Raw genomic sequence first — 19,938 nt, 5'->3', positions numbered from 1 at the left:
CTGTCTGCAAATTAATTCATCAAATTTCCTAGTTTAATTCCTATCTGAGGGCAGTTGGATTTCAAAGGTTGAACCTTGGCCAAGTACACTGCTAGCTGTAATTTGCCCTCGATGCGCTTGAATAATTTGCTGAGAAATCGCCAATCCTAAACCAAAGCCTCCTGTTTGACGCGATCGCACATTGCCCACGCGATAAAATCGTTCAAATATATGAGGTAAATCTTCCGATGGAATACCAATGCCGTTGTCTTCTACTTGGATAACAGCTCGATGACCACGTTGAAATAGTCGTAGCTTAACTGTCCCTCCGGCTGGGGTATATTTGCAGGCATTGGCGAGCAAGTTAACAAAAGCCTGTTTTAACAATTCTGCATCTGCTTTCAAGTACAGAGGCTGCTGGGGGAGATAAGGCGTAAAATTAAGATTTTGGGAAGCTGCTTGTGATTGGTATGATTCAAAGAGCGATCGCAGTAGTTCTACAAGGTCAATGCTCTTGAGTTCGGTAGGATCTAAAGGCCCCTCATGACGAGCTAGAAACAGCAAATTGCTAATCAGAGTACTCATTGATTTCGCTATCTCCTCGATATTTTCTAGGCGAAAACGCTGCTCTGATTCATCTTCTGGCGGCATTAATGCAACTTGTGCATTGCTCAAAACCGCAGCCACAGGAGCACGTAACTCATGAGAAGCATCAGCAGTAAAGCGCTGTAGTTGCTCATAAGCGCGACGAGTTGGTTGCATAGCAAGTCCACCCAAAAACCAACCAGTAATCCCAATTAAACCTAAAGTTACGGGTACGCCTATTGTTAAAAATAACCTGCTTCTATTTAAGCTTTTACGCAAAGGTGTCAGAGGTGCAGCAATCTGTAAATAGCCGATGACAACATTATTTTGGATAACTGGTAACGTTAACTCTCGGAGCCAGGTTTTACTAATGTCATTAATTTGAATAGTTTGAAAACCAGCAACAAAAGTTAATTTTTTGGAGATATTTTCGCCACTAGATTTCACTAATTTTCTTTGGGGATTGAACCAGCGGACATATACCAATTTGCCATTTAAAGGTAGCGCATCACCAAGAATCGGAATATTATCTTTATTCACCTGCCATCGTTCTCTGTAGAGACGATGCTGTGCATTTGCTGTAATTGCTTTGCTGGTTGAATAAAGTTCTTCATCAAAAACCTGAAGCTGGTTTTCAGTTCCCAAGTAATAAGCTATGGCAGCAAAGATAATGAGGATACTCCCCATCGACAGTGCAAATAAGTAAGTAAGGTTACGACGGCTACGAGCAAATGCGAACATAGTTGATCATTTGTCATTACTTTGTTCACTAGTGGTTGATCGCATTAATGATGAGTAAAGTCCCAAAATTTCATACGTACATCATCAATATTAAAGTGTTAAGTGACACAAAAAATATTGTATTTCTCACATTACCTCGGTTGGCAGTCAGAGTCTATGCAATCGAGCTAAGTGCCATACAGCCTCTTTTAAGGGAACGGGGACGCGAATTACCTGGCTGGAATACTGTTTCTGGCTCTGATTTTTTGTGCAGGCATGATGATATTGTTATTGTAAAATAGTTGCCTAAGTATCTCTTTAACAGTGGAGCAAGACTTTAAAAGTATAAAATTTTATTAACTTTAACCAAATCAAATTGATATCTGATTGTATAAAATAAACATTTTGTATAAAAATTAACTTTTTAATAGTAACCTATCAAACTAATATCACAATTTAAAGGTTGATCTTGTAAGCTTTCTACGAGTTAGCTGATTTATTGAGGGAAAATTAATCAAGATATGAGTAGACATTTTAACCGACGTAGGTTTTTGATTTACAGTTCTGTAACTATCGGCAGCAGCATTTTTCTCAAAGCTTGCGTTAATAATTCCCCAACCGCGACGAACAGTCCAGCTGTCTCTGGCAATGCTTCTCCTGTTGCTGCTGCTAGTGGTAACACTATTAAAATAGGTATTTTACATTCACTCAGTGGCACAATGTCTATTAGTGAAAAAAGCGTTGTGGATGCTGAAAAATTAGCAATCAAAGAAATTAACGCTACTGGTGGTGTTTTGGGTAAACAAATTGAAGCAGTTGTTGAAGATGGTGCTTCTAACTGGGATACCTTTAGAGAAAAAGCAACCAAACTAATTGATCAAGATAAGGTGGCTGTAGTTTTTGGTTGTTGGACTTCTGCAAGTCGCAAGAATGTTAAGCCAGTCTTCGAGAGTAAAGACCATATGCTTTGGTATCCAGTGCAGTATGAAGGCCAAGAATGTTCTAAAAACATTTTCTACACTGGTGCTGCGCCAAATCAACAAATAGAACCATCTGTTGATTGGTTGTTGAAAAATAAGGGTAAAAAATTCTTTTTAGTAGGCTCTGACTACGTTTTCCCCCGTACTGCTAACAATATTATTAAAGCTCAATTAGAAGCTTTAGGCGGGACAACAGTTGGTGAAGATTACTTACCATTAGGTAGCACAGAAGTGACACCTATTATCACTAAAATTAAGCAAGCTTTGCCTAACGGTGGTGTGATTTACAATACGTTGAATGGTGATAGTAATGTTGCTTTCTTCAAACAATTGAAAGGGGCTGGTTTGACCCCAGAAAAATATCCTTCTATGTCTGTAAGTATTGCCGAAGAAGAAGTCAAAGCAATTGGTGTAGAGTATCTCAAAGGGCACTATGCGGCTTGGAACTATTTCCAAACAGTAGACACACCTGCTAATAAAAAGTTTGTCGAATCTTTTAAGAAAGAGTATGGCGCAGAGCGCGTAACCAATGACCCAATGGAAGCAGCATATATCGCAGTTTATTTATGGAAGCAAGCAGTGGAAAAAGCTGGTACTACCGACTTAGCTAAAGTGCGTGCTGCGGCATACAATCAAACCATAGATGCACCTGAAGGAAAAGTGACAGTTAATACCAATCATCACCTATCCAAAGTTGTGCGAATTGGTCAAGTAAGGCAAGATGGTTTGTTTGATATTGTCTATGCTACTCCTGTACCAGTTGAGCCAGTTCCTTGGAATCAGTTTGTGAAAGAGACTAAGGGTTTTGCTTGTGATTGGTCAGATCCAGCTAAAGGTGGTAAGTACAAAAAAGTCTAAGTAAAATTAATTCGTAATTCGTAATTCGTAATTAATTACAATTACGAATTTTGTTGAGATTTATTGGGACAAAAAGTATTCATAGGTTTCTTAGTAGGGTGCGTTATAGCGAAGCGCAACGCACCATTTATCTTAGTACGTTAATTTAGTAATTTAAGTCGTAAAATATCATATTCAATCTCTTGAAATTTAACTAATAATAAACTGAGATTTCTGGGAGAAAAAGAAGTGTTAACAGTTTTCTTAGAGGCTGTATTTAATGGTATCAGCATTGGCGCTGTATTATTAATAGCAGCGTTAGGGCTAGCCATTATATTTGGCTTAATGGGCGTTATTAATATGGCGCATGGTGAATTAATGATGTTTGGCGCTTATGCAACATTTGTTGTCCAAAATGGTTGCAAACAATTGGGCGGACTGTGGTTTGAAATTTATATTTTTTTAGCTTTAATAATCGCTTTTATTTTCACGGCGGCTGTGGGCTTAATTCTCGAAAGAGGCGTGATTCGTTATCTTTATGGACGCCCTCTAGAAACTCTACTAGCAACTTGGGGAGTAAGTTTGATTTTTCAGCAGTTTGTCCGTAGCGTCAATTGGGTTTTGGTAATTGGAATAGTCTTATTTTCTGTGTTATTTTTTGGAAGTTTATGGATTTTAAATTCTCGCACAAATCTGGAGAGAATTCGTAATTGGGTTATAGCAGTAATATTATTGCTATCATTCTTAATGACAGTATCAATTTGCAACTTATTGAGTCAAACCTATCAGCAAGCAGTGAATCAACCTTGGTTTGGTGCTCAGAATGTGGATGTCACAGCGCCTAGTTGGTTACAGGATGGAATATCTCTAGGTGGTGTGCAATTACCATTTGCTAGGTTATTTATTATTGGTTTGACAATAATCTGCGTAGCAGGAATTTACTTATTTTTACAACATTCTAACTGGGGATTAAGAATTCGGGCGGTTACGCAAAACCGTAGTATGAGTGCTTGTTTAGGGATTCCAACTCAAAAAGTTGACGCCATCACTTTTGCATTGGGTTCTGGTTTAGCTGGTGTGGCTGGATGTGCCATTAGTTTACTAGGTTCCGTAGGCCCCAATACCGGGCAAAACTATATTATCGACACTTTTATGGTGGTTGTTGTCGGTGGTGTAGGCAATTTATTAGGTACGATTGTATCTGCCTTGGCAATTGGTACAGCTAACTTTTTAATTGGTTCTGGTACTCTGACTTCGTTATTTACTCATGTCAAACCTTTAGCAAATTTCTTTACTTTTTTTGCTACAGCAAGTATGGCTAAGGTGATGGTATTTGTGCTGATTATTGTGTTTTTACAGTGGAAGCCTGCAGGAATTTTTCCGCAAAAAGGTCGTACTGTTGATGTTTAAACCATAGAGGCGCAGAGAATGAGAAGGAAGGGAGGAAGGTTAATATTAATTGAATTTGGGGTGGTGGTGGCGATCGCACTTATCCTCATATTGATTATGCCAGTAGTACTTACACAGTTTCGGCTGAATTTGTTGGGCAGATTTTTGTCGCTGGCTATTGTGGCTTTGGGTATTGATTTGATTTGGGGTTACACTGGGTTACTCAGTTTGGGACATGGCATTTTCTTTGGCTTGGGTGGATATGCGATCGCTATGTACTTGAAGCTGCAAGTCCCCCCTGGCGAGTTACCTGATTTTATGGGGCTTTATGGAATTACGGAATTACCTTGGTTTTGGCAACCTTTCTATTCTTTTCCTGTAGCTATAGTTGCTGTGTTCATGATTCCAGCTTTACTAGCTGGCTTATTAGGATATTTAGTATTTCGCAATCGCCTCAAGGGAGTTTATTTTTCTATTTTGACTCAAGCTGCAATTATTGTATTTTTTAACTTTTTTAACGGTCAACAACAACTTTTCAACGGTACAAATGGACTGATAGATTTCACAACTTTGTTTGGTGCAACAGTCAGTGATGCCAAAACGCAATTCGTTTTCTATATCCTGACAGTATTGTTGCTTGCAGCCACATACGGAATTTGTCGCTGGTTAACAAGCGGACGCTTTGGCAGATTATTGATAGCTATTCGTGATGATGAAAGCCGGGTAAGATTTTCTGGATACGACCCTACAGATTTTAAAGTAGTGGTCTTTGCAGTTTCTGGTGCGATCGCAGGCATAGCAGGAGCATTCTATACCCTGCAAAGTGGTTCTGTATCACCTAGATCAATGGATATTGCTTTTTCGATTGAAATGGTGATTTGGGTAGCTGTAGGCGGACGAGGGACATTAATCGGGGCGATTGTTGGAGCTTTGTTAGTTAATTACGCTCGTGCTTTTTTAAGCGAACAATTTGCCGAAATCTGGCTATTTTTCCAAGGAGCATTATTGTTAATAGTCGTGACAGTGCTTCCTGATGGCATAGTGGGATGGTTACGTCATCAAAACATTCCTATTTTCAACCGCCCTCAACCAATTTCTACATATCCCAGTTTAGAAGAAGATGCCGAAGTAGAACATGAACGCCAAAATATTGGAAACTGAAAACGTAACTGTTAGTTTTGATGGTTTTAAGGCTCTCAATCAACTGAAATTTAGTATGGAAGTTGGTGAGTTGCGGGTGGTAATTGGCCCCAACGGTGCTGGAAAGACCACGTTTCTTGATGTGATTACCGGGAAAGTGCAACCAACTGTGGGGCGAGTCCTATTTAAAGGAAAAAACTTACGTTCTTTACCTGAGCATCAAATTGCGCGGTTGGGAATTGGCCGCAAGTTTCAAACACCCAGAGTTTTTCTAAACTTAACGCCCCGAGAAAATCTAGAAATTACCAGCAACCACAATAAAAATGTTTTTTCTACTTTGTTTGGACGTTCTCATGCTACGGAAAGCAATAGTATTAAAGGCTTATTAGAAACTATCGGTTTAACTTCTAAAGCAGACATTCCCGCAGCTTTGTTATCCCACGGAGAAAAACAACGTTTAGAAATTGGAATGTTAGTAGCACAGTCTCCTGATTTATTACTTGTTGATGAACCAGTGGCGGGTTTAACAGATGAAGAAACTTATAATATCGGCGAACTGCTTTTAACACTAGCTCAGAATCATTCAATTTTAGTTATTGAACATGATATGGAATTTGTGCAACAAATTGCCCGGAAAGTAACAGTTTTACATGAAGGTTCGGTACTGTGCGAAGGTAGTTTTGCAGAAGTCCAAAATGACTCCCGCGTCATTGAAGTATATCTGGGACAACAACAGGAATAAATCGTAAAAAATCAATGCTCACAATTTCTGACCTTAACGTTTACTACGGTGAAAGCCATATTCTCCGCAACGTAGATTTGAGCGTACCATCTGGGCAAATGGTCTGCTTAATTGGACGCAATGGTGTAGGTAAAACAACTCTGCTTAAAACAATTATGGGTTTACTTAAACCCCGCAGCGGCACAATTAACTTTGCTGGGATATTAATCAACTCTAAATCTCCAGATCAAAGGGCAAAAATGGGAATTGGTTATGTTCCCCAAGGACGAGAAATCATCCCCCGTTTGACAGTTAAAGAAAATCTGCTGTTGGGGTTAGAAGCTAGACAGAAACAGGCACAAAAAGCCGGAATTTCCGAGGAAATTTTTAGCTTATTTCCTGTGTTGAAAACAATGCTTTCGCGAATGGGCGGTGATTTGAGTGGTGGACAGCAACAACAACTGGCGATCGCTCGTGCTTTAATGGGACAACCTCAATTACTCGTACTAGATGAACCCACCGAAGGTATTCAACCCTCAATCATCTGGGAAATTGAAGCCGCAGTCCGTCGCATTGTTGAAACCACAGGCATTTCTGTTTTATTAGTTGAGCAACACTTGCACTTCGTTCGTCAAGCTGATTACTATTACGCCATGCAAAAAGGCGGTATTGTTGCCTCTGGTTCAACCAACGAACTCAGTCAGGATGTGATTCAAAGGTTTTTGGCAGTTTGATTGTTGGGATTTTCATCTCAATTGTGTCTGCTCCTAGCAAAATAAAAAAATTCTATGGACGATTCAAAGTTCTTTCTGGTATTTGGTTCTATATTTGCTGGTATTGGCAGTATATTTGCTGTCACAGGCATCATATTTGTAATTAATACTCATTCTTTTGTTGGCACAGCAGAATCAATAAAAGGAACTGTAATTGATTTAAAGCGACGTTCATCAACTGATAGTAAGGGTCGCGCCTCTTCTGCTTACTATCCAGTCGTTAAATTCACTCCAAGTTCTGGTGAACCAACTGTATTTGAATCTAATACAGGCAGCAAGCCACCAGCATTTAGTAAAGGTCAACAGGTAGAAGTTCTCTACAACCCTCAAAAACCAAATTCTGCCATGATTAATTCTTGGCTTGAGCTATGGTTTTTACCTGCAATGTTTACTGGTATGGGATCAATTTTCGTATTGATTGGAGGAGTTGCACTAGTTAAATCTTTTCGCAATCTGGCAAGTTTTAAATAGAAATGGCATCAGTTCCCACTGAAGGTTGTTCCGTCAAAGAGTGGGTAGAGATAGGAACTGAGCCAATATTTAACACTGATAAATTAGCGATCGCGTTTAGCCCAACGGCGTGATGTGGAGGAACCACTACCGGACTTTTTGTCACCAGCTACGGTTGGTGCTGCCAATTTTTTAGGCGTTTTTTTTGGTAACGGTTCAGCAGTCGAGCCAGCTGTCCGCTGGTCACTTCCAGTTCTGGGTTTATCTTTGCCTCCACTTGGCATTGCTTCGGGCTTGGTGTGGGGGTTGGCTCCAAAGCTAGCGATCACTTCAAAGGGCAAGCGCTGTTTAATCAGTTTTTCGATATCAGCCAACAACGAATATTCATCGACGCTTACCAGCGATACAGCTTCACCTGACGCGCCAGCACGCCCAGTGCGACCAATACGATGAACATAATCCTCCGGTACATTGGGGAGATCGAAATTGACCACATGGGGCAGTTCGCTAATGTCGAGACCGCGAGCTGCAATGTCGGTTGCTACTAGTACCTGTAGGCTGCCGTTCTTGAATTTTGCCAGAGCGTGGGTACGCGCTGACTGGCTCTTGTTACCGTGGATAGCCAGTGCTTGAATGCGGTCCTCACCCAACTGCTTGACCAACCGGTCTGCACCGTATTTAGTACGGGTAAACACTAACACTTGATACCAATTATCTTTCCGTATCAGGTGAGCCAGTAATTGACGCTTCCTATCACGGTCTACTTTGTAAACTTTCTGTGCCACTGTATCAGCGGTAACATTGCGGCGTGCCACCTCAATCATCGTCGGGCGATTGAGCAACCCAGCGGCGAGTTCCTTGATTTTGTCGGAAAAGGTCGCGAAGAATAGCAAATTCTGCCGCTGTTTAGGCAGGAGCGACAGAATGCGGCGGATATCACGAATAAAGCCCATGTCCAACATGCGATCTGCTTCATCCAGCACTAACACCTCAATCTGCGACAGGTTCACCGTGCCCTGTTGCACGTGGTCTAGCAGTCGCCCTGGGGTAGCGACTAAAATATCCACACGACTCTTCAAACGCTGTTTTTGCTGACTAATGCTGACCCCACCGAACATGACCATTGAGTTCAGTTTCAGGTACTTGCCATAGGCAAACACGCTTTCTTCCACCTGGGCGGCGAGTTCACGAGTTGGGGTAAGAATCAGCGCCCGAATCGGCGGACATCCATGATGAGATGTGCCTTTAATGCTCTTTTCGGATGACAAGCGATGCAGCAACGGCAGGGTGAAACTGGCAGTTTTTCCAGTACCAGTTTGGGCACCAGCTAGCAAATCGCCACCCGACAATACAGCAGGAATCGCCTGCATCTGAATTGGCGTGGGTTGAGTGTAGCCTCGCTCGGTGACGGCGCGGATAATTTCAGGGGACAAGCCGAGAGTAGAAAAAGACATAAAACTCCAGAAATAACATCGGCCTGTCGCCACTGGCGGCATCAGTCTTAGGCGGACGGATGGTTTGAAGAGATAGAAGGCAGTAAGCGCCAAGACTGACAGCGAATGCCGCAGCTCTGCATTCTAACAGACTGTAGTTCGTACTAGTGCCTAAAATGTGAGCAAGTTTTGACAGGACACCAAAGAAAGTAGCCGCTGTAGTGTTCATGCTGAAGAGCGATCGCAATCCAAATCATCCCCTATTCCTGGCTTCAAACGAGAGTATTAACTCACTCTGCGAGGAAATCCTCCCTATGTTAGATAGCTGCAAAAAATTCGCTTGCTAAACTTTTATATGCGTATTTTATGATTTAGCTATTTTTCTTATGTGTAGATTAGTTGGCTACCTTGGTAATAGCATTCAATTAGATGAGTTGCTTTATAAGCAAGAGCATTCGCTATACAAGCAAAGTTATAACCCGCAGGAATTAAAATCAGGAGTAGTTTGTGCAGACGGGTTTGGTGTAGGTTGGTATAACGAAGCGAGTAAACCGTTTATTTACCGGAACACCATCCCCCTGTGGAACGATCCGAATATAGAAGAGTTGAGCAACTATGTCCAATCTAACTGTGTTGTGGGCTATGTCCGCCTAGCAGGGAGCGGTGAAACGCTCGACATTAGTAACTGTCAGCCATTCCGCAGTGGCAAGCTGTTGTTTGTACATAATGGTGAGATCGAAAACTTTCAACAAACGCTTTATAGACCGATACGCGAAAGCCTTTCTGATTCCACATACCAGCTGATTAAGGGTATGACTGATTCTGAACACATCTTCGCTTTGCTAGTGGAAATGTGGCAGTCGTCTCTAGATCGCAACCTATTATCAGCCTTACGTGCGACACTGCAAAAATTGACTGACTTGGCTAAAAAGCACGATACCAGCTTTAGTGCCAATATCATAGTTAGTGACGGTCAAGCAGTTGCGGCAACTCGCTACGCCTACCGTACAGAAGCCCCTAGTCTTTATTGGTATTGCGATCATCTAAAGCAGCCCAACCAAGTCATTGTTGCTTCTGAACCTCTATTCGAGCAAAATTGGACAGCTTTTCCTGACCAAAGTACGCTATTTGTTCAAGCAGAGTCATTACAGCCAACAACTAGCTTATTTGAGAGCGCTGTTTAACGCGATACAACAGCTTTTAAGCTGACTGGGCAAGACTTTTAAAAATAAATAATTCGGTTTCTTTGGCAAGGTAAAGCTTTAGATTACTTCGAGCATTGTTGGAAACGCTGCTCACCTAAAATTCCTAATTCTTGGAGAAAGTAGGCATGAAAACCAAACAACTCGGCAATTCGGAGCTTCAAATCACCCCAATCGGCTTTGGTGCTTGGGCTATCGGTGGAGGTGACTGGGCTTTTGGTTGGGGAGCACAGGACGACCAACAATCGATTGCAGCGATCAATCGCGCTCTCGATCTGGGTGTTAATTGGATTGACACCGCAGCTATTTATGGTTTGGGCCATTCAGAGGAGATTGTTGCTAAAGCGCTTAAAGGTCGAGCAGAACGCCCCTATATTTTTACTAAATGCTCAATGATTTGGAATGAAAAAGGCGAAATTGGTCGTAGCCTCAAGGCAGATTCGGTGCGGCGGGAGGTTGAAGCTAGTTTGCGCCGACTCAACATTGAAACCATTGACCTCTACCAGATTCACTGGCCCAACCCAGACGCAGAACTCGAAGAAGGTTGGAAAACCCTCAGCCAGCTAAAAGATGAAGGTAAGGTTCGCTATATTGGGGTTTCAAACTTCAATGTAGAACAATTGAAACGTGCCCAGGAGATTGCACCAATCACTTCATTGCAACCGCCTTATTCACTGGTCAAGCGCGATGTAGAAAAGGATATTTTGCCTTTTTGTAAGGAAAATAATATAGGTGTGATTGTTTATTCACCAATGCAATCTGGCTTGCTCACTGGGGCGATGACATCTGAGCGAGTTGCTAATCTGCCAGATGATGATTGGCGCAAGAACAGCAGTGAATTTCAGGAGCCACGTCTATCTCGTAATCTGAAGCTGGTCGAGATGTTGCAACACATTGGTCAACAACATGGGCGTTCACCTGGTGAAGTAGCGATCGCTTGGACTTTAAATAATCCTGCGGTAACAGCGGCAATTGTTGGCGGACGCAACAGTAAACAAGTAGAAGGAATAATCGGTGCAAGTGAATTTCGTCTCAACGAGCAAGAGCTAAAAGAGATCCAGGCTTTCTTGCACAAGAATCCATAAAATCTTTCAAATGATGCAGCATTAAGAGATAAGTAATACCAATTTGAAAAAAGAATGCAACACATCGATAAAACCCGTCCTTAACCCTTCTCGTAGGGTAGCAATGGCAAGGGTTTTATGCATTTTACATTCTATTACATAGTTCGGTTTATTTGTATCAGCTTACTTAATGCGCTTCAATACCTTGTTAAGAAAAATGCTCGTATTTTTCGCAAATTTGCTGTATCCTAGTTAATCCTAGTTAAATTATTCAACACTATACTTCATAAAATTTCTTGCGGATCTGTCTGAAAATTTTGAAAAGATTATATTAATCTTTTCAGAATCAATATGAAGATTCTCATCTCCGAATGTCCAGTTTTCAAAATTCTAAGTAGATACAGATGAAACTGATCAAAAAATCTGAAAAACTCCTCCTGAAGAAAATTAAGATTATGGAGGAAGTAGAAGAAGAAAATCTTCAAGACGATACTATCGATGCTCTAGAATCGATATTAGAGACGAAACAAGTACTGGATGTAGAGATTAGAGAACCTCACTATATTCCTTTGCGTGACAATCCTGTAGTCCAATCAGTTGGGAATACAGGCTGGCAGGTTTCTGAAATTTGGAAGGATGTTAGATTGGATCATTTCTAGCAATCGACATGATAGTAAGGACACAACGTTGTTGTGTCCTTACAAGGGGCTGTATTTCATTGGATTGGAAATTCTATAGCAGTCCTATTTCATTTGTGAAAAAACAAAGTAAATTTGTAGATCCTGACTCAACAAGTAATTTCACAACTCATTTAGGGTTTTACTAATTATTGAAATTCCATTGTGGTTGCTGCACCCAACTGGAGAGCATAGAGGTTTGCATAGACACCTTGCAGACTCATGAGTTCTGCATGAGTGCCGCGTTCGATGATTTGTCCTTGCTGAATTACTAATACCTGATCGGCCTGAGTAACGGTACTGAGGCGGTGAGCAATTACGAAGCTGGTACGACCTTGCAGCAAGCGAGCGATCGCATTTTGTACCAGTGCTTCTGTACGGGTATCTATACTGCTGGTAGCTTCATCAAGAATCAGAATGCGGGGATCGATCAACACCGCACGGGCAATACTAATCAGTTGCCGTTGTCCTTGACTGAGAGGCGCACCCCGTTCACCCAGTTGAGTTGTATAACCTTGTGGTAATGAAGTAATAAACTCATGCACATTTGCCATTTGTGCAGCGGCTTCGATCTCGGCTTGGGTAGCATGTGGAGAGCCAAAAGCAATGTTTTCCGCCACAGTACCGCTAAATAAAATATTATCTTGCAGAACAATACCAATCTGACGCCGTAAACTAGCTTGAGTAACACTACGCACATCAATGTCATCAATTTTTACTGCACCATCAGAGACATCATAAAAACGCAATATTAAATTAATAATTGTCGTTTTTCCAGAGCCTGTCGGGCCTACTAATGCAACCATCTGCCCTGGGCGGGCGTGTAAATTCACGCCTTTGAGAACCATTTGCTCTGGGTTATAGCCAAACTTGACATTCTCAAATGTCACATCACCGTAAATTGGTGGCATTTGGATAGCATCAGGTGCATCTTTAAGTTGTGATGGTTCATCCAACAGCAGGAAGATTCGTTCTAATCCCGCAAAGGCAGACTGAGCTTGGGTGTAAAACTGACTGAGAATTTGGATCGGGCGAAAGAATTGCTGTACATAAAGTAAAAATGATGTCACGACACCTACTGTTGCTGCGCCTGTGACAGCAAGATAGCCACCATAAGCTAGTACACCTGCGGTTGCTAGAGTATTAAGAAAATCAATCGACGGTAAAAAGGCCGCAGTAATTGCCACAGCATGGACGTTGGCATCGCGATTAGCAGCGTTGAGAGTGGCGAATTCTTGAATGTTCATCTGTACGCGATTAAATGCCTGTGCTTCTCGCACACTGCCAATATCTTCTTCCAACTTGGTGGAAAGTTCGCCAATTGTCTGTCGTGTGACGCGAAATCTCGCTCTTGCCCAACGTGCAAACAAGCTCGTGGTCAAAATCATCAGTGGTACAACGAGGTTGCTTAACAAGCCAAGTTGTAAGTTGATTGAGAGCATGGCAATGACAATGCCAACCAAACTAAAAGTGTTGCCCAGCATTTGGGCGATGGTCTGACCAAATGCCTGATTCACTGTATTCACATCATTGAGCAGGCGGCTCATTAAATCGCCCGCTTCGCTGCGGTCAAAAAAGCTGAGTGGCAAACTCTGGATTTTCGTGAAAATATCTTGCCGCAGTTGCGCCAGCAAGCGCTGCATAATCCAGCCGACCCGAATAATTTGACCACGAGTTGCCGAGATACCAAGCCCGTAAATTAGTCCCAGCAGCCCTAATAGCAGCATCAACCCCGGCAAATTTCCTTTAGCAATTAGATGATCGATTGACCAACCCAGTAAGAATGGCCCGATCGCCTGTGTTGACGCACCAATCAGTACTAATGTCAAGGCTATGGGGATTTCTTTGCGATAGGGCCGCAAGTATTGCAAAAAGCGCCGTAAAGTGGAGAGTTGGTGATTTGCCTGTTGCTCAGGTGCAACAACCGGACCGAAGCCTCTCATTTGTTCTCCTTCTGCTTTACTTGAGATTCCAAAATCGCCCCATAAAGTGGACTGGTTTGCATTAATTCTTCATGGGTGCCTTGGGCAACTAATTGTCCTTTATCGACCAAAAAAATGCGATCAGCATTCTTGATGGTACTAATGCGTTGAGCCACCACAAAAGTTACACAAGCTTTTTGGCGCATAAGGTTATCCAGTTCGGCTTGAATTTGCGCAGCAGTTTTGGCATCTACAGCAGAAGTACTGTCATCTAAAATCAGAATACTGTAATCAGTGAGTAAGGTGCGGGCGATCGCTATTCGTTGCTTTTGTCCCCCAGATAAACCAATGCCTCGTTCACCTACCATTGTTTCGTAGCTATCGGGTAGGCTGGCGATGAATTCATGGATTTGGGCAGTTTTTGCCACTTCAAGCACCTGTTCCAAAGCTGCATTCGGTTTTGCGTAGGCAATATTTTCGCGGATGGTACCAGAAAATAGGGTGGTTTCTTGAAACACAATCCCAATGTGCGCTCTCAAACTTTTCAGGGTAAAATCCCGCACATCCCGCCCATCAATGCGAATTGCTCCCCTAGTGACATCATAAAAGCGGGGAATCAAGTTCATGATTGTGCTTTTGCCGGAACCAGTCATTCCTAAAATAGCGATTAGCTCGTTAGGCTTGGTTTCAAAAGAAACATTCTTTAGAGCTTCAGTTCTAGCTCCAGGATAACGAAACGAGACATTTTCAAAAGTGATTCTGCCGCCGCAGGTGTTAAACTCTACAGCATCGGGGCGATCGCTAATTTCCACCTCCGCATCTACCACTTCGTAAACTCGTTCCGCGGAAGCAGCTGCTTGAGCGATCGCAGGTGCAGCAAATCCAATCAACAAAATTGGTTGGAGTACCAACACCAGGTAAGAGTTAAACGCTACCAATTCACCAACAGAGAACTTACCACCAATTACCTGTCCTCCCCCATAGCCAAAAACTGCGACAGTTACCAAATTACTCATTAAAAAGATAAAGGGGAAGGTATTGCGGATGGCGCTAATAGTCTTCATATTGGCCGTGACTAGGGCATCATTTAAGGTCGTATAACGCGACCTTTCGGTAGATTCCCGCACGAAAGCTTTTACTACCCTGATCCCCAACAAGTTCTCTTGCAATACCGCATTCAGGTCGCTCAGTTGCTCTTGTACCTGCCGGAATATTCGTTCATTGCGGGTAACGAATCGTGCCATTAACCATCCTGATATCGGCACTACTGTCAGGGTAATTAATGCTAACTGCCAATTCATCACTAGCAGAATTACCGCAACACTTACCAACGTCACCACTGCACCAATCACCTGAATCAGACTGGTACCAATAAATGTACGGATCTGCTCGATATCACTGGTGACGCGAGTTAGCAGTTGGGAAGTCTGTGCCTTGTCATGATAGCTAAAACTGAGATTTTGAATCTTACTAAAAATCTTATTGCGTAAATCATAGGCAACACCTTGAGAAGCCGCCTCTGCCAAATAGCTTTGTCCAAAGTTAAATAAACCGCGAGCGATCGCCGCAACTACCATCCATGCAGCACTGTAAAGCACAATTTGTAAGTTTTTCTGGGCAATACCTTGATCGATTCCCCAGCGAAATAATTGTGGTGTAGCTGCATTTGCAACTGTCAAAAGTAAGAGACTGAACAAAGCTCCTAAGGAAATCCATTGGTAATTGCTCAAGCTCCCCAGTACACGCTGGATTGCTCGCATCGATGAATTTTCTGGGATTTGTGATTGTTGAACCAATGAAATGCACCCTTGTGTCTTTCACAAATTATCTCGCACCTTAAGCCTTCTGTGACTCAATTAATGCTGATTCGGCACTGGAATACCCAGAAAAAATATCTAGAAAAATTTTAGGCGATCGCCTGTCAATACTCATACCATTTTGAAAAAAGAACGCGACACATGAGTAGGGGCACGGCAGCCACAATCTTTTGGTATATCAAATTATTTTACTGGTGCCGTGCCCCTACAAAGAATTTATCTGTCGCAAACATTATTTGAATTGGTATTAGATTCTAAAACAAACAACTATTGGATCAGCGTTTCAGATTTCCATCTGTCGCAATCATTTTTCAAATTGGTATCATACCGTTTCACTTTCATCATGATACAAATACGTTGATAAGGACACGGTATTGCCGTGCCCCTACGAGAGATCTATCTGTAGCAAAGTTTTCGTGAATTGGTATCAGAAGTCGATTACATAAATAACCATGAAAAAAACCCCCATTTGGGGGTTGGGTAGTTATTCGCGTGGAGTGAACAACTACTTATTAATACTTAGAGTATGTACAACAATCCGAAAAGAATAATCCAAATCACGTCTACAAAGTGCCAGTAAATTTCCGCAGCTTCAATACCGAAGTGCTTTTCATTACTATAGTGTCCCGGACGGCGCGATCGCCACAAGACAGCCACAATCGCCAAAACGCCAAGGGTAACGTGCAAACCGTGAAAGCCAGTTAAAACATAAAATGCGCTAGCAAATAAATTGGTAGTTAGACCAAATTCTAGATGGGTGTATTCATATACTTGCCCTACCAAGAAAATCGTACCCATTGCAGCAGTAATTGCCAACCAGGTTTGCATACCTTTGGTATCGTTCTTTTTGATGGCAGTGTCAGCATTATGCATGACAAAACTGCTGGCAATTAGATTGACAGTGTTAACTCCAGGTAGTAAAAGTTCTAATTCTGGCGTGCCTGCTGGCGGCCATACAGGTAAGATAGAACGGAAAGCCAGATAGGCTCCGAACAACCCCATGAAAATCATCCCTTCAGCTACGAGGAAGACAATTAGCCCAAACAAGCGATGGTCTGGATGTGCTTCGTGATGAGCATGTGCTGCTTCCGCACTATGGTGATGATTCAGTTCAGCTTTTGCTGAGTCAATAGTTTGACTTTGCATGAATCTTGAATTGTTAGAGGACAGGTGAGGGTGGGGACTAGAGGCAGGAGGGGAAGGGGGAAAGGGTAAAGGGTAAAGGGGAAAAAGAAGCAGGGGAGACAACTGACCAATGCCCCATGCCCAATGCCCTGCACTATTCTTTTTCAGCAGTAATTGCTGGATATGGCTCGTCAGGCTCGGCTCTTAACACCGAGTTAACACCGCCAGACAAAACTGGATTGGGATCTGATAGAGGTACACCCTTGTCAGCGTTTTCCAAGCCGTAGTCGTAGGGGCCTGTAGCCAGTACCGGGAGTTCATCAAAATTCTCGATCGCAGGTGGTGAGGTAGTCATCCACTCTAAGGTTAGTGCCCTCCAAGGATTATTACCAGCTTTTTCTCCGTATAGCCAACTCCAAATCGCGTTGATAATGAAGGGGAAGGTAGAAACTGCGAGTATATAAGCACCATAAGTGCAAATTTCGTTCAAAAACGTGAATTTGGGGTCATATTGGGCAACACGGCGGTTCATACCCATCATCCCTAACTTATGCATCGGTAAGAATGTCATATTCAGACCGACAATGGTCAAGGCAAAGTGAACCTTACCCCAAAATTCATTGATCATCCGCCCTGTCATTTTCGGGAACCAGTGGTACATCCCGGCATAAATGCCGAGCACGCTACCACCAAACAGGACGTAATGCAGGTGTGCGACTACAAAGTAGGTGTCGTGAACGTGGATATCAAAGGGTACAGCCGCCAACATCACGCCACTAATCCCACCAATCACAAATGTGCCCACAAAGCCCATTGCAAATAGCATGGCAGTATTTAGCTGGATTTTACCGCCCCACATTGTTGCCAACCAGCTGAAAATTTTAATTCCTGTGGGTACGGCAATGATCATAGTGGTGATCATAAAGAACATCCGCAACCAGCCAGGAATACCGCTGGTAAACATGTGGTGCGCCCAAACGATTAGTCCTAAAAAGCTGATGGCCAAGGAAGAGTAAGCGATCGCTTTGTAGCCAAAAATCGGTTTGCGGGAATGAACTGGGATCACCTCAGAAATTGCCCCAAAGAAAGGCAAAATCATGATGTAAACCGCTGGGTGAGAGTAAAACCAGAACATATGCTGGTAAACCACCGGATCGCCACCCCCAGTCGGGTTAAAGAATGTCGTTCCGGCGAATAAGTCAAAAGCCAGCAAAATTAAACCAGCTGCTAGCACCGGTGTTGATACCAGTACCAGTGCTGAGGTGGCAAACATCGCCCAGCAGAACAAGGGCATTTGATGGAAACCCATGCCTGGGGTACGCATCCTCAGCAAGGTAACAAGGAAATTGATTGCCCCCAGAATCGATGATGTACCTAGTAAGAGGACACTCATAATCCAAATTCCCTCACCCACTTGACCTGTTACCAAGCTCAGGGGAGGGTAGGAAGTCCAACCTGCATCTGGTGCGTCCCCTACCACTAAACTAGCGATCAGCAACAAACCAGCAGGCGGGATCATCCAAAAGGCAACAGCATTCAGTTTGGGGAATGCCATATCCTTAGCCCCAATCATCAGGGGAATCAGGTAGTTAGCAAACCCTGTACCAGCTGGCACAATCCACAAGAAAATCATGATTGTGGCGTGCAGCGTAAATAAACTGTTATAAACTTCAGGCGTGACAAAATCTACTTCTGGGGTACGTAGCTCGGTACGAACTAAGTCCGCTAAAACGCCGCCTATACAGTAAAAAATGAACGTAGTGACTAGGTATTGAATCCCAATCACCTTATGGTCGGTATTAAAAGTAAAGTAATCTTGCCATTTTCTCTCCCCTGGTTCTTCAATACGGGCAGGAATATTGGCAGTTTCTTGTATTTGAGCTTGGGTCATAAGAGTGCTGAGTCTGGAGTGCTGAGTCCTGAGTTGTTACTTTTGACTCTGGACTTTTGACTAATGGTGAACTTGATGGAGTACTTCAGGTTTAATTCCCATTTCTTTGGTATAAGGAGCAAGGAATTCATTAGGGGATAAATCTGCTGGGTTAAGAGCAACAGCTTGATTCAGGGTTTCGCGGCTGGCTACTTGCTGCTCTTGCAGCCATTTGTCAAATGCTTCTTGTTTCTCAACAACTATCGGTGCTCTCATTGCGCCGTGGTAGGGTCCACAAAGTTCAGCACAGATGAGGGCATAATCACCTTCCTTGTTGGGTGTGAAGCGAATCTCGCTTTGTCTACCGGGGATAGCATCTTGCTTCAAGCGAAACTCAGGTACCCAAAAAGCGTGAATCACATCGTTGGCTGTCATATTGATTTGCACTTCCCGCCCAATGGGAACGTGCATTTCACCAGTAGTTATACCTGTTTCTGGATAAGTGAAAATCCAGGCGTACTGGAGACCGGTAACGTTAATTGCCAACGCTGGCGGTTTGCCTACGTTTTCCGGACTAGGCCCAATGGTGGGAGAAACAACTCCGATTCCAGGAGCATTCCGCTTTTGAGGAATTTGGTCAGCATTGCGAACTGCTGCCGTGGCTGGGTCTTGCATCGCCTCATCAGACTTTTGTTGATTGAGGTTGGGTTCTGTGCTTGGTGGCGTATCGTTTAAAGTTGCAGCAATAGCTGCCCCAGGCATGTTCATCGACATATTCTGAGTAATCGGGGCTTCATGAACAGCATGGGGATCGAAGCCACCAATTTCGTTGTACACATCAAAACTGTATACAGAAATACCAATAACTATAATTGCTGGGATCGCCGTCCAGAGTATTTCTAGAGGTACGTTACCCTCAACTGGTGGTCCGTCTTCATTGTCACCAGGTCGCCGCCGATATTTAAATGCAGCGTAAATCAAAACACCTTCGACAATTATAAATATAGCTGTCGAGACGATCATCATTGTGTTAAACAAACCATCAACTAAGACGGCTTCATCAGAGGCTGCTGTTGGCAACAGACCGTGATTCTGACCGTACCAAAGGCTGACTAGGGTTAGCACAATGCCAATTAGTAATGTCCAGATCGAACTTGGAATTTTCACGGCTTACTTAAAATGAATTTACTACGTTATCTCAAAGCTGCCCACTTACTAAGGTAGTCCAGTCCATCAGTTCTGGGCTATTAAGGT

At 42.9% G+C, this 19,938-nt stretch carries 16 protein-coding genes; 9 read left to right on the top strand and 7 right to left on the bottom strand.

Annotated features, from left to right (window positions below; translation table 11 throughout):
• Positions 1-33 precede the first annotated feature (33 nt).
• The gene (locus tag BV375_RS26695; protein WP_086766090.1) at positions 34-1,305 is read right to left on the bottom strand and encodes an ATP-binding protein; all 1,272 of its coding nucleotides are present in this window, start codon (positions 1,303-1,305) and stop codon (positions 34-36) included.
• Positions 1,306-1,805: 500 nt separating this feature from the next.
• Between BV375_RS26695 and urtA the strand changes: the two genes are divergently transcribed.
• The 6 genes from urtA to BV375_RS26665 all read left to right on the top strand — a co-directional run bounded on the left by urtA (position 1,806) and on the right by BV375_RS26665 (position 7,595).
• Complete coding sequence (gene urtA, locus BV375_RS26690; protein ID WP_086766088.1) at positions 1,806-3,122, top strand: urea ABC transporter substrate-binding protein; 1,317 nt, start codon at positions 1,806-1,808, stop codon at positions 3,120-3,122.
• A gap of 228 nt (positions 3,123-3,350) precedes the next feature.
• A complete protein-coding gene (locus BV375_RS26685) occupies positions 3,351-4,511 on the top strand; it encodes a branched-chain amino acid ABC transporter permease (protein WP_086766086.1) in 1,161 nt (386 codons plus the stop codon).
• A gap of 18 nt (positions 4,512-4,529) precedes the next feature.
• Positions 4,530-5,651 carry an urea ABC transporter permease subunit UrtC gene (gene urtC / locus BV375_RS26680; RefSeq protein ID WP_086766084.1) on the top strand — a complete coding sequence of 374 codons (1,122 nt, stop codon included), beginning with the start codon at positions 4,530-4,532 and terminating at the stop codon, positions 5,649-5,651.
• Positions 5,626-6,372 carry an urea ABC transporter ATP-binding protein UrtD gene (gene urtD, locus BV375_RS26675; RefSeq protein WP_086766082.1) on the top strand — a complete coding sequence of 249 codons (747 nt, stop codon included), beginning with the start codon at positions 5,626-5,628 and terminating at the stop codon, positions 6,370-6,372. Before urtC ends, urtD begins: the two co-directional genes overlap by 26 nt.
• A 14-nt stretch (positions 6,373-6,386) precedes the next feature.
• On the top strand, positions 6,387-7,085 hold the full coding sequence (gene urtE / locus BV375_RS26670) for an urea ABC transporter ATP-binding subunit UrtE (protein WP_086766080.1): 699 nt from the start codon (positions 6,387-6,389) through the stop codon (positions 7,083-7,085).
• 54 nt (positions 7,086-7,139) lie between these two features.
• A complete protein-coding gene (locus BV375_RS26665; RefSeq protein WP_086766078.1) occupies positions 7,140-7,595 on the top strand; it encodes a DUF3592 domain-containing protein in 456 nt (151 codons plus the stop codon).
• An 83-nt stretch (positions 7,596-7,678) separates the two neighbouring features.
• Here the strand turns inward: BV375_RS26665 and BV375_RS26660 are convergent, their stop codons facing one another.
• Positions 7,679-9,028 carry a DEAD/DEAH box helicase gene (locus BV375_RS26660; RefSeq protein WP_086766076.1) on the bottom strand — a complete coding sequence of 450 codons (1,350 nt, stop codon included), beginning with the start codon at positions 9,026-9,028 and terminating at the stop codon, positions 7,679-7,681.
• Between the two features lie 365 nt (positions 9,029-9,393).
• Here BV375_RS26660 and egtC point away from each other — a divergent pair, with 365 nt between their 5' ends.
• The 3 genes from egtC (at position 9,394) to BV375_RS26645 (ending at position 11,932) form a co-directional block, all read left to right on the top strand.
• Positions 9,394-10,191, top strand: coding sequence for an ergothioneine biosynthesis protein EgtC (gene egtC / locus BV375_RS26655; RefSeq protein ID WP_086766074.1), 798 nt, complete (start codon positions 9,394-9,396; stop codon positions 10,189-10,191).
• Between the two features lie 146 nt (positions 10,192-10,337).
• A complete protein-coding gene (locus BV375_RS26650; RefSeq protein ID WP_086766072.1) occupies positions 10,338-11,294 on the top strand; it encodes an aldo/keto reductase in 957 nt (318 codons plus the stop codon).
• 434 nt (positions 11,295-11,728) lie between these two features.
• Complete coding sequence (locus tag BV375_RS26645; protein ID WP_339376787.1) at positions 11,729-11,932, top strand: hypothetical protein; 204 nt, start codon at positions 11,729-11,731, stop codon at positions 11,930-11,932.
• Between the two features lie 167 nt (positions 11,933-12,099).
• Here the strand turns inward: BV375_RS26645 and BV375_RS26640 are convergent, their stop codons facing one another.
• The 5 genes from BV375_RS26640 to BV375_RS26620 form a co-directional block, all read right to left on the bottom strand.
• Positions 12,100-13,893 (bottom strand): ABC transporter ATP-binding protein, encoded by a 1,794-nt coding sequence (locus BV375_RS26640; RefSeq protein WP_086766068.1) that lies wholly within the window; start codon positions 13,891-13,893, stop codon positions 12,100-12,102.
• Positions 13,890-15,632: an ABC transporter ATP-binding protein gene (locus tag BV375_RS26635; protein ID WP_208099197.1), complete on the bottom strand. Its 1,743-nt coding sequence runs from the start codon at positions 15,630-15,632 to the stop codon at positions 13,890-13,892. The genes BV375_RS26640 and BV375_RS26635 overlap by 4 nt, the downstream gene beginning before the upstream one ends.
• A gap of 576 nt (positions 15,633-16,208) precedes the next feature.
• Positions 16,209-16,835 carry a heme-copper oxidase subunit III gene (locus tag BV375_RS26630; protein WP_086766064.1) on the bottom strand — a complete coding sequence of 209 codons (627 nt, stop codon included), beginning with the start codon at positions 16,833-16,835 and terminating at the stop codon, positions 16,209-16,211.
• 133 nt (positions 16,836-16,968) lie between these two features.
• A complete protein-coding gene (ctaD, locus tag BV375_RS26625; RefSeq protein WP_086766062.1) occupies positions 16,969-18,705 on the bottom strand; it encodes a cytochrome c oxidase subunit I in 1,737 nt (578 codons plus the stop codon).
• Between the two features lie 60 nt (positions 18,706-18,765).
• Positions 18,766-19,851: a cytochrome c oxidase subunit II gene (locus tag BV375_RS26620; RefSeq protein ID WP_086766061.1), complete on the bottom strand. Its 1,086-nt coding sequence runs from the start codon at positions 19,849-19,851 to the stop codon at positions 18,766-18,768.
• Positions 19,852-19,938: the final 87 nt, after the last annotated feature.

Origin of the sequence: Nostoc sp. 106C (assembly GCF_002154725.1) — a bacterium.
GTDB lineage: Bacteria > Cyanobacteriota > Cyanobacteriia > Cyanobacteriales > Nostocaceae > Aulosira.
This window is presented reverse-complemented; position numbering and strand designations above follow the sequence as displayed.

Excerpts from the sequence above, each read along its gene's own strand:
- BV375_RS26630 (WP_086766064.1), bottom strand. The coding sequence starts at position 16,835 with ATGCAAAGTCAAACTATTGACTCAGCAAAAGCTGAACTGAATCATCAC.
- BV375_RS26635 (WP_208099197.1), bottom strand. The coding sequence starts at position 15,632 with ATGCGAGCAATCCAGCGTGTACTGGGGAGCTTGAGCAATTACCAATGG.
- BV375_RS26695 (WP_086766090.1), bottom strand. The coding sequence starts at position 1,305 with ATGTTCGCATTTGCTCGTAGCCGTCGTAACCTTACTTACTTATTTGCA.
- ctaD (WP_086766062.1), bottom strand. The coding sequence starts at position 18,705 with ATGACCCAAGCTCAAATACAAGAAACTGCCAATATTCCTGCCCGTATT.
- urtA (WP_086766088.1), top strand. The coding sequence starts at position 1,806 with ATGAGTAGACATTTTAACCGACGTAGGTTTTTGATTTACAGTTCTGTA.
- BV375_RS26645 (WP_339376787.1), top strand. The coding sequence starts at position 11,729 with ATGGAGGAAGTAGAAGAAGAAAATCTTCAAGACGATACTATCGATGCT.
- BV375_RS26640 (WP_086766068.1), bottom strand. The coding sequence starts at position 13,893 with ATGAGAGGCTTCGGTCCGGTTGTTGCACCTGAGCAACAGGCAAATCAC.
- urtC (WP_086766084.1), top strand. The coding sequence starts at position 4,530 with ATGAGAAGGAAGGGAGGAAGGTTAATATTAATTGAATTTGGGGTGGTG.
- urtD (WP_086766082.1), top strand. The coding sequence starts at position 5,626 with ATGAACGCCAAAATATTGGAAACTGAAAACGTAACTGTTAGTTTTGAT.
- egtC (WP_086766074.1), top strand. The coding sequence starts at position 9,394 with ATGTGTAGATTAGTTGGCTACCTTGGTAATAGCATTCAATTAGATGAG.
- BV375_RS26665 (WP_086766078.1), top strand. The coding sequence starts at position 7,140 with ATGGACGATTCAAAGTTCTTTCTGGTATTTGGTTCTATATTTGCTGGT.
- BV375_RS26650 (WP_086766072.1), top strand. The coding sequence starts at position 10,338 with ATGAAAACCAAACAACTCGGCAATTCGGAGCTTCAAATCACCCCAATC.
- BV375_RS26660 (WP_086766076.1), bottom strand. The coding sequence starts at position 9,028 with ATGTCTTTTTCTACTCTCGGCTTGTCCCCTGAAATTATCCGCGCCGTC.
- urtE (WP_086766080.1), top strand. The coding sequence starts at position 6,387 with ATGCTCACAATTTCTGACCTTAACGTTTACTACGGTGAAAGCCATATT.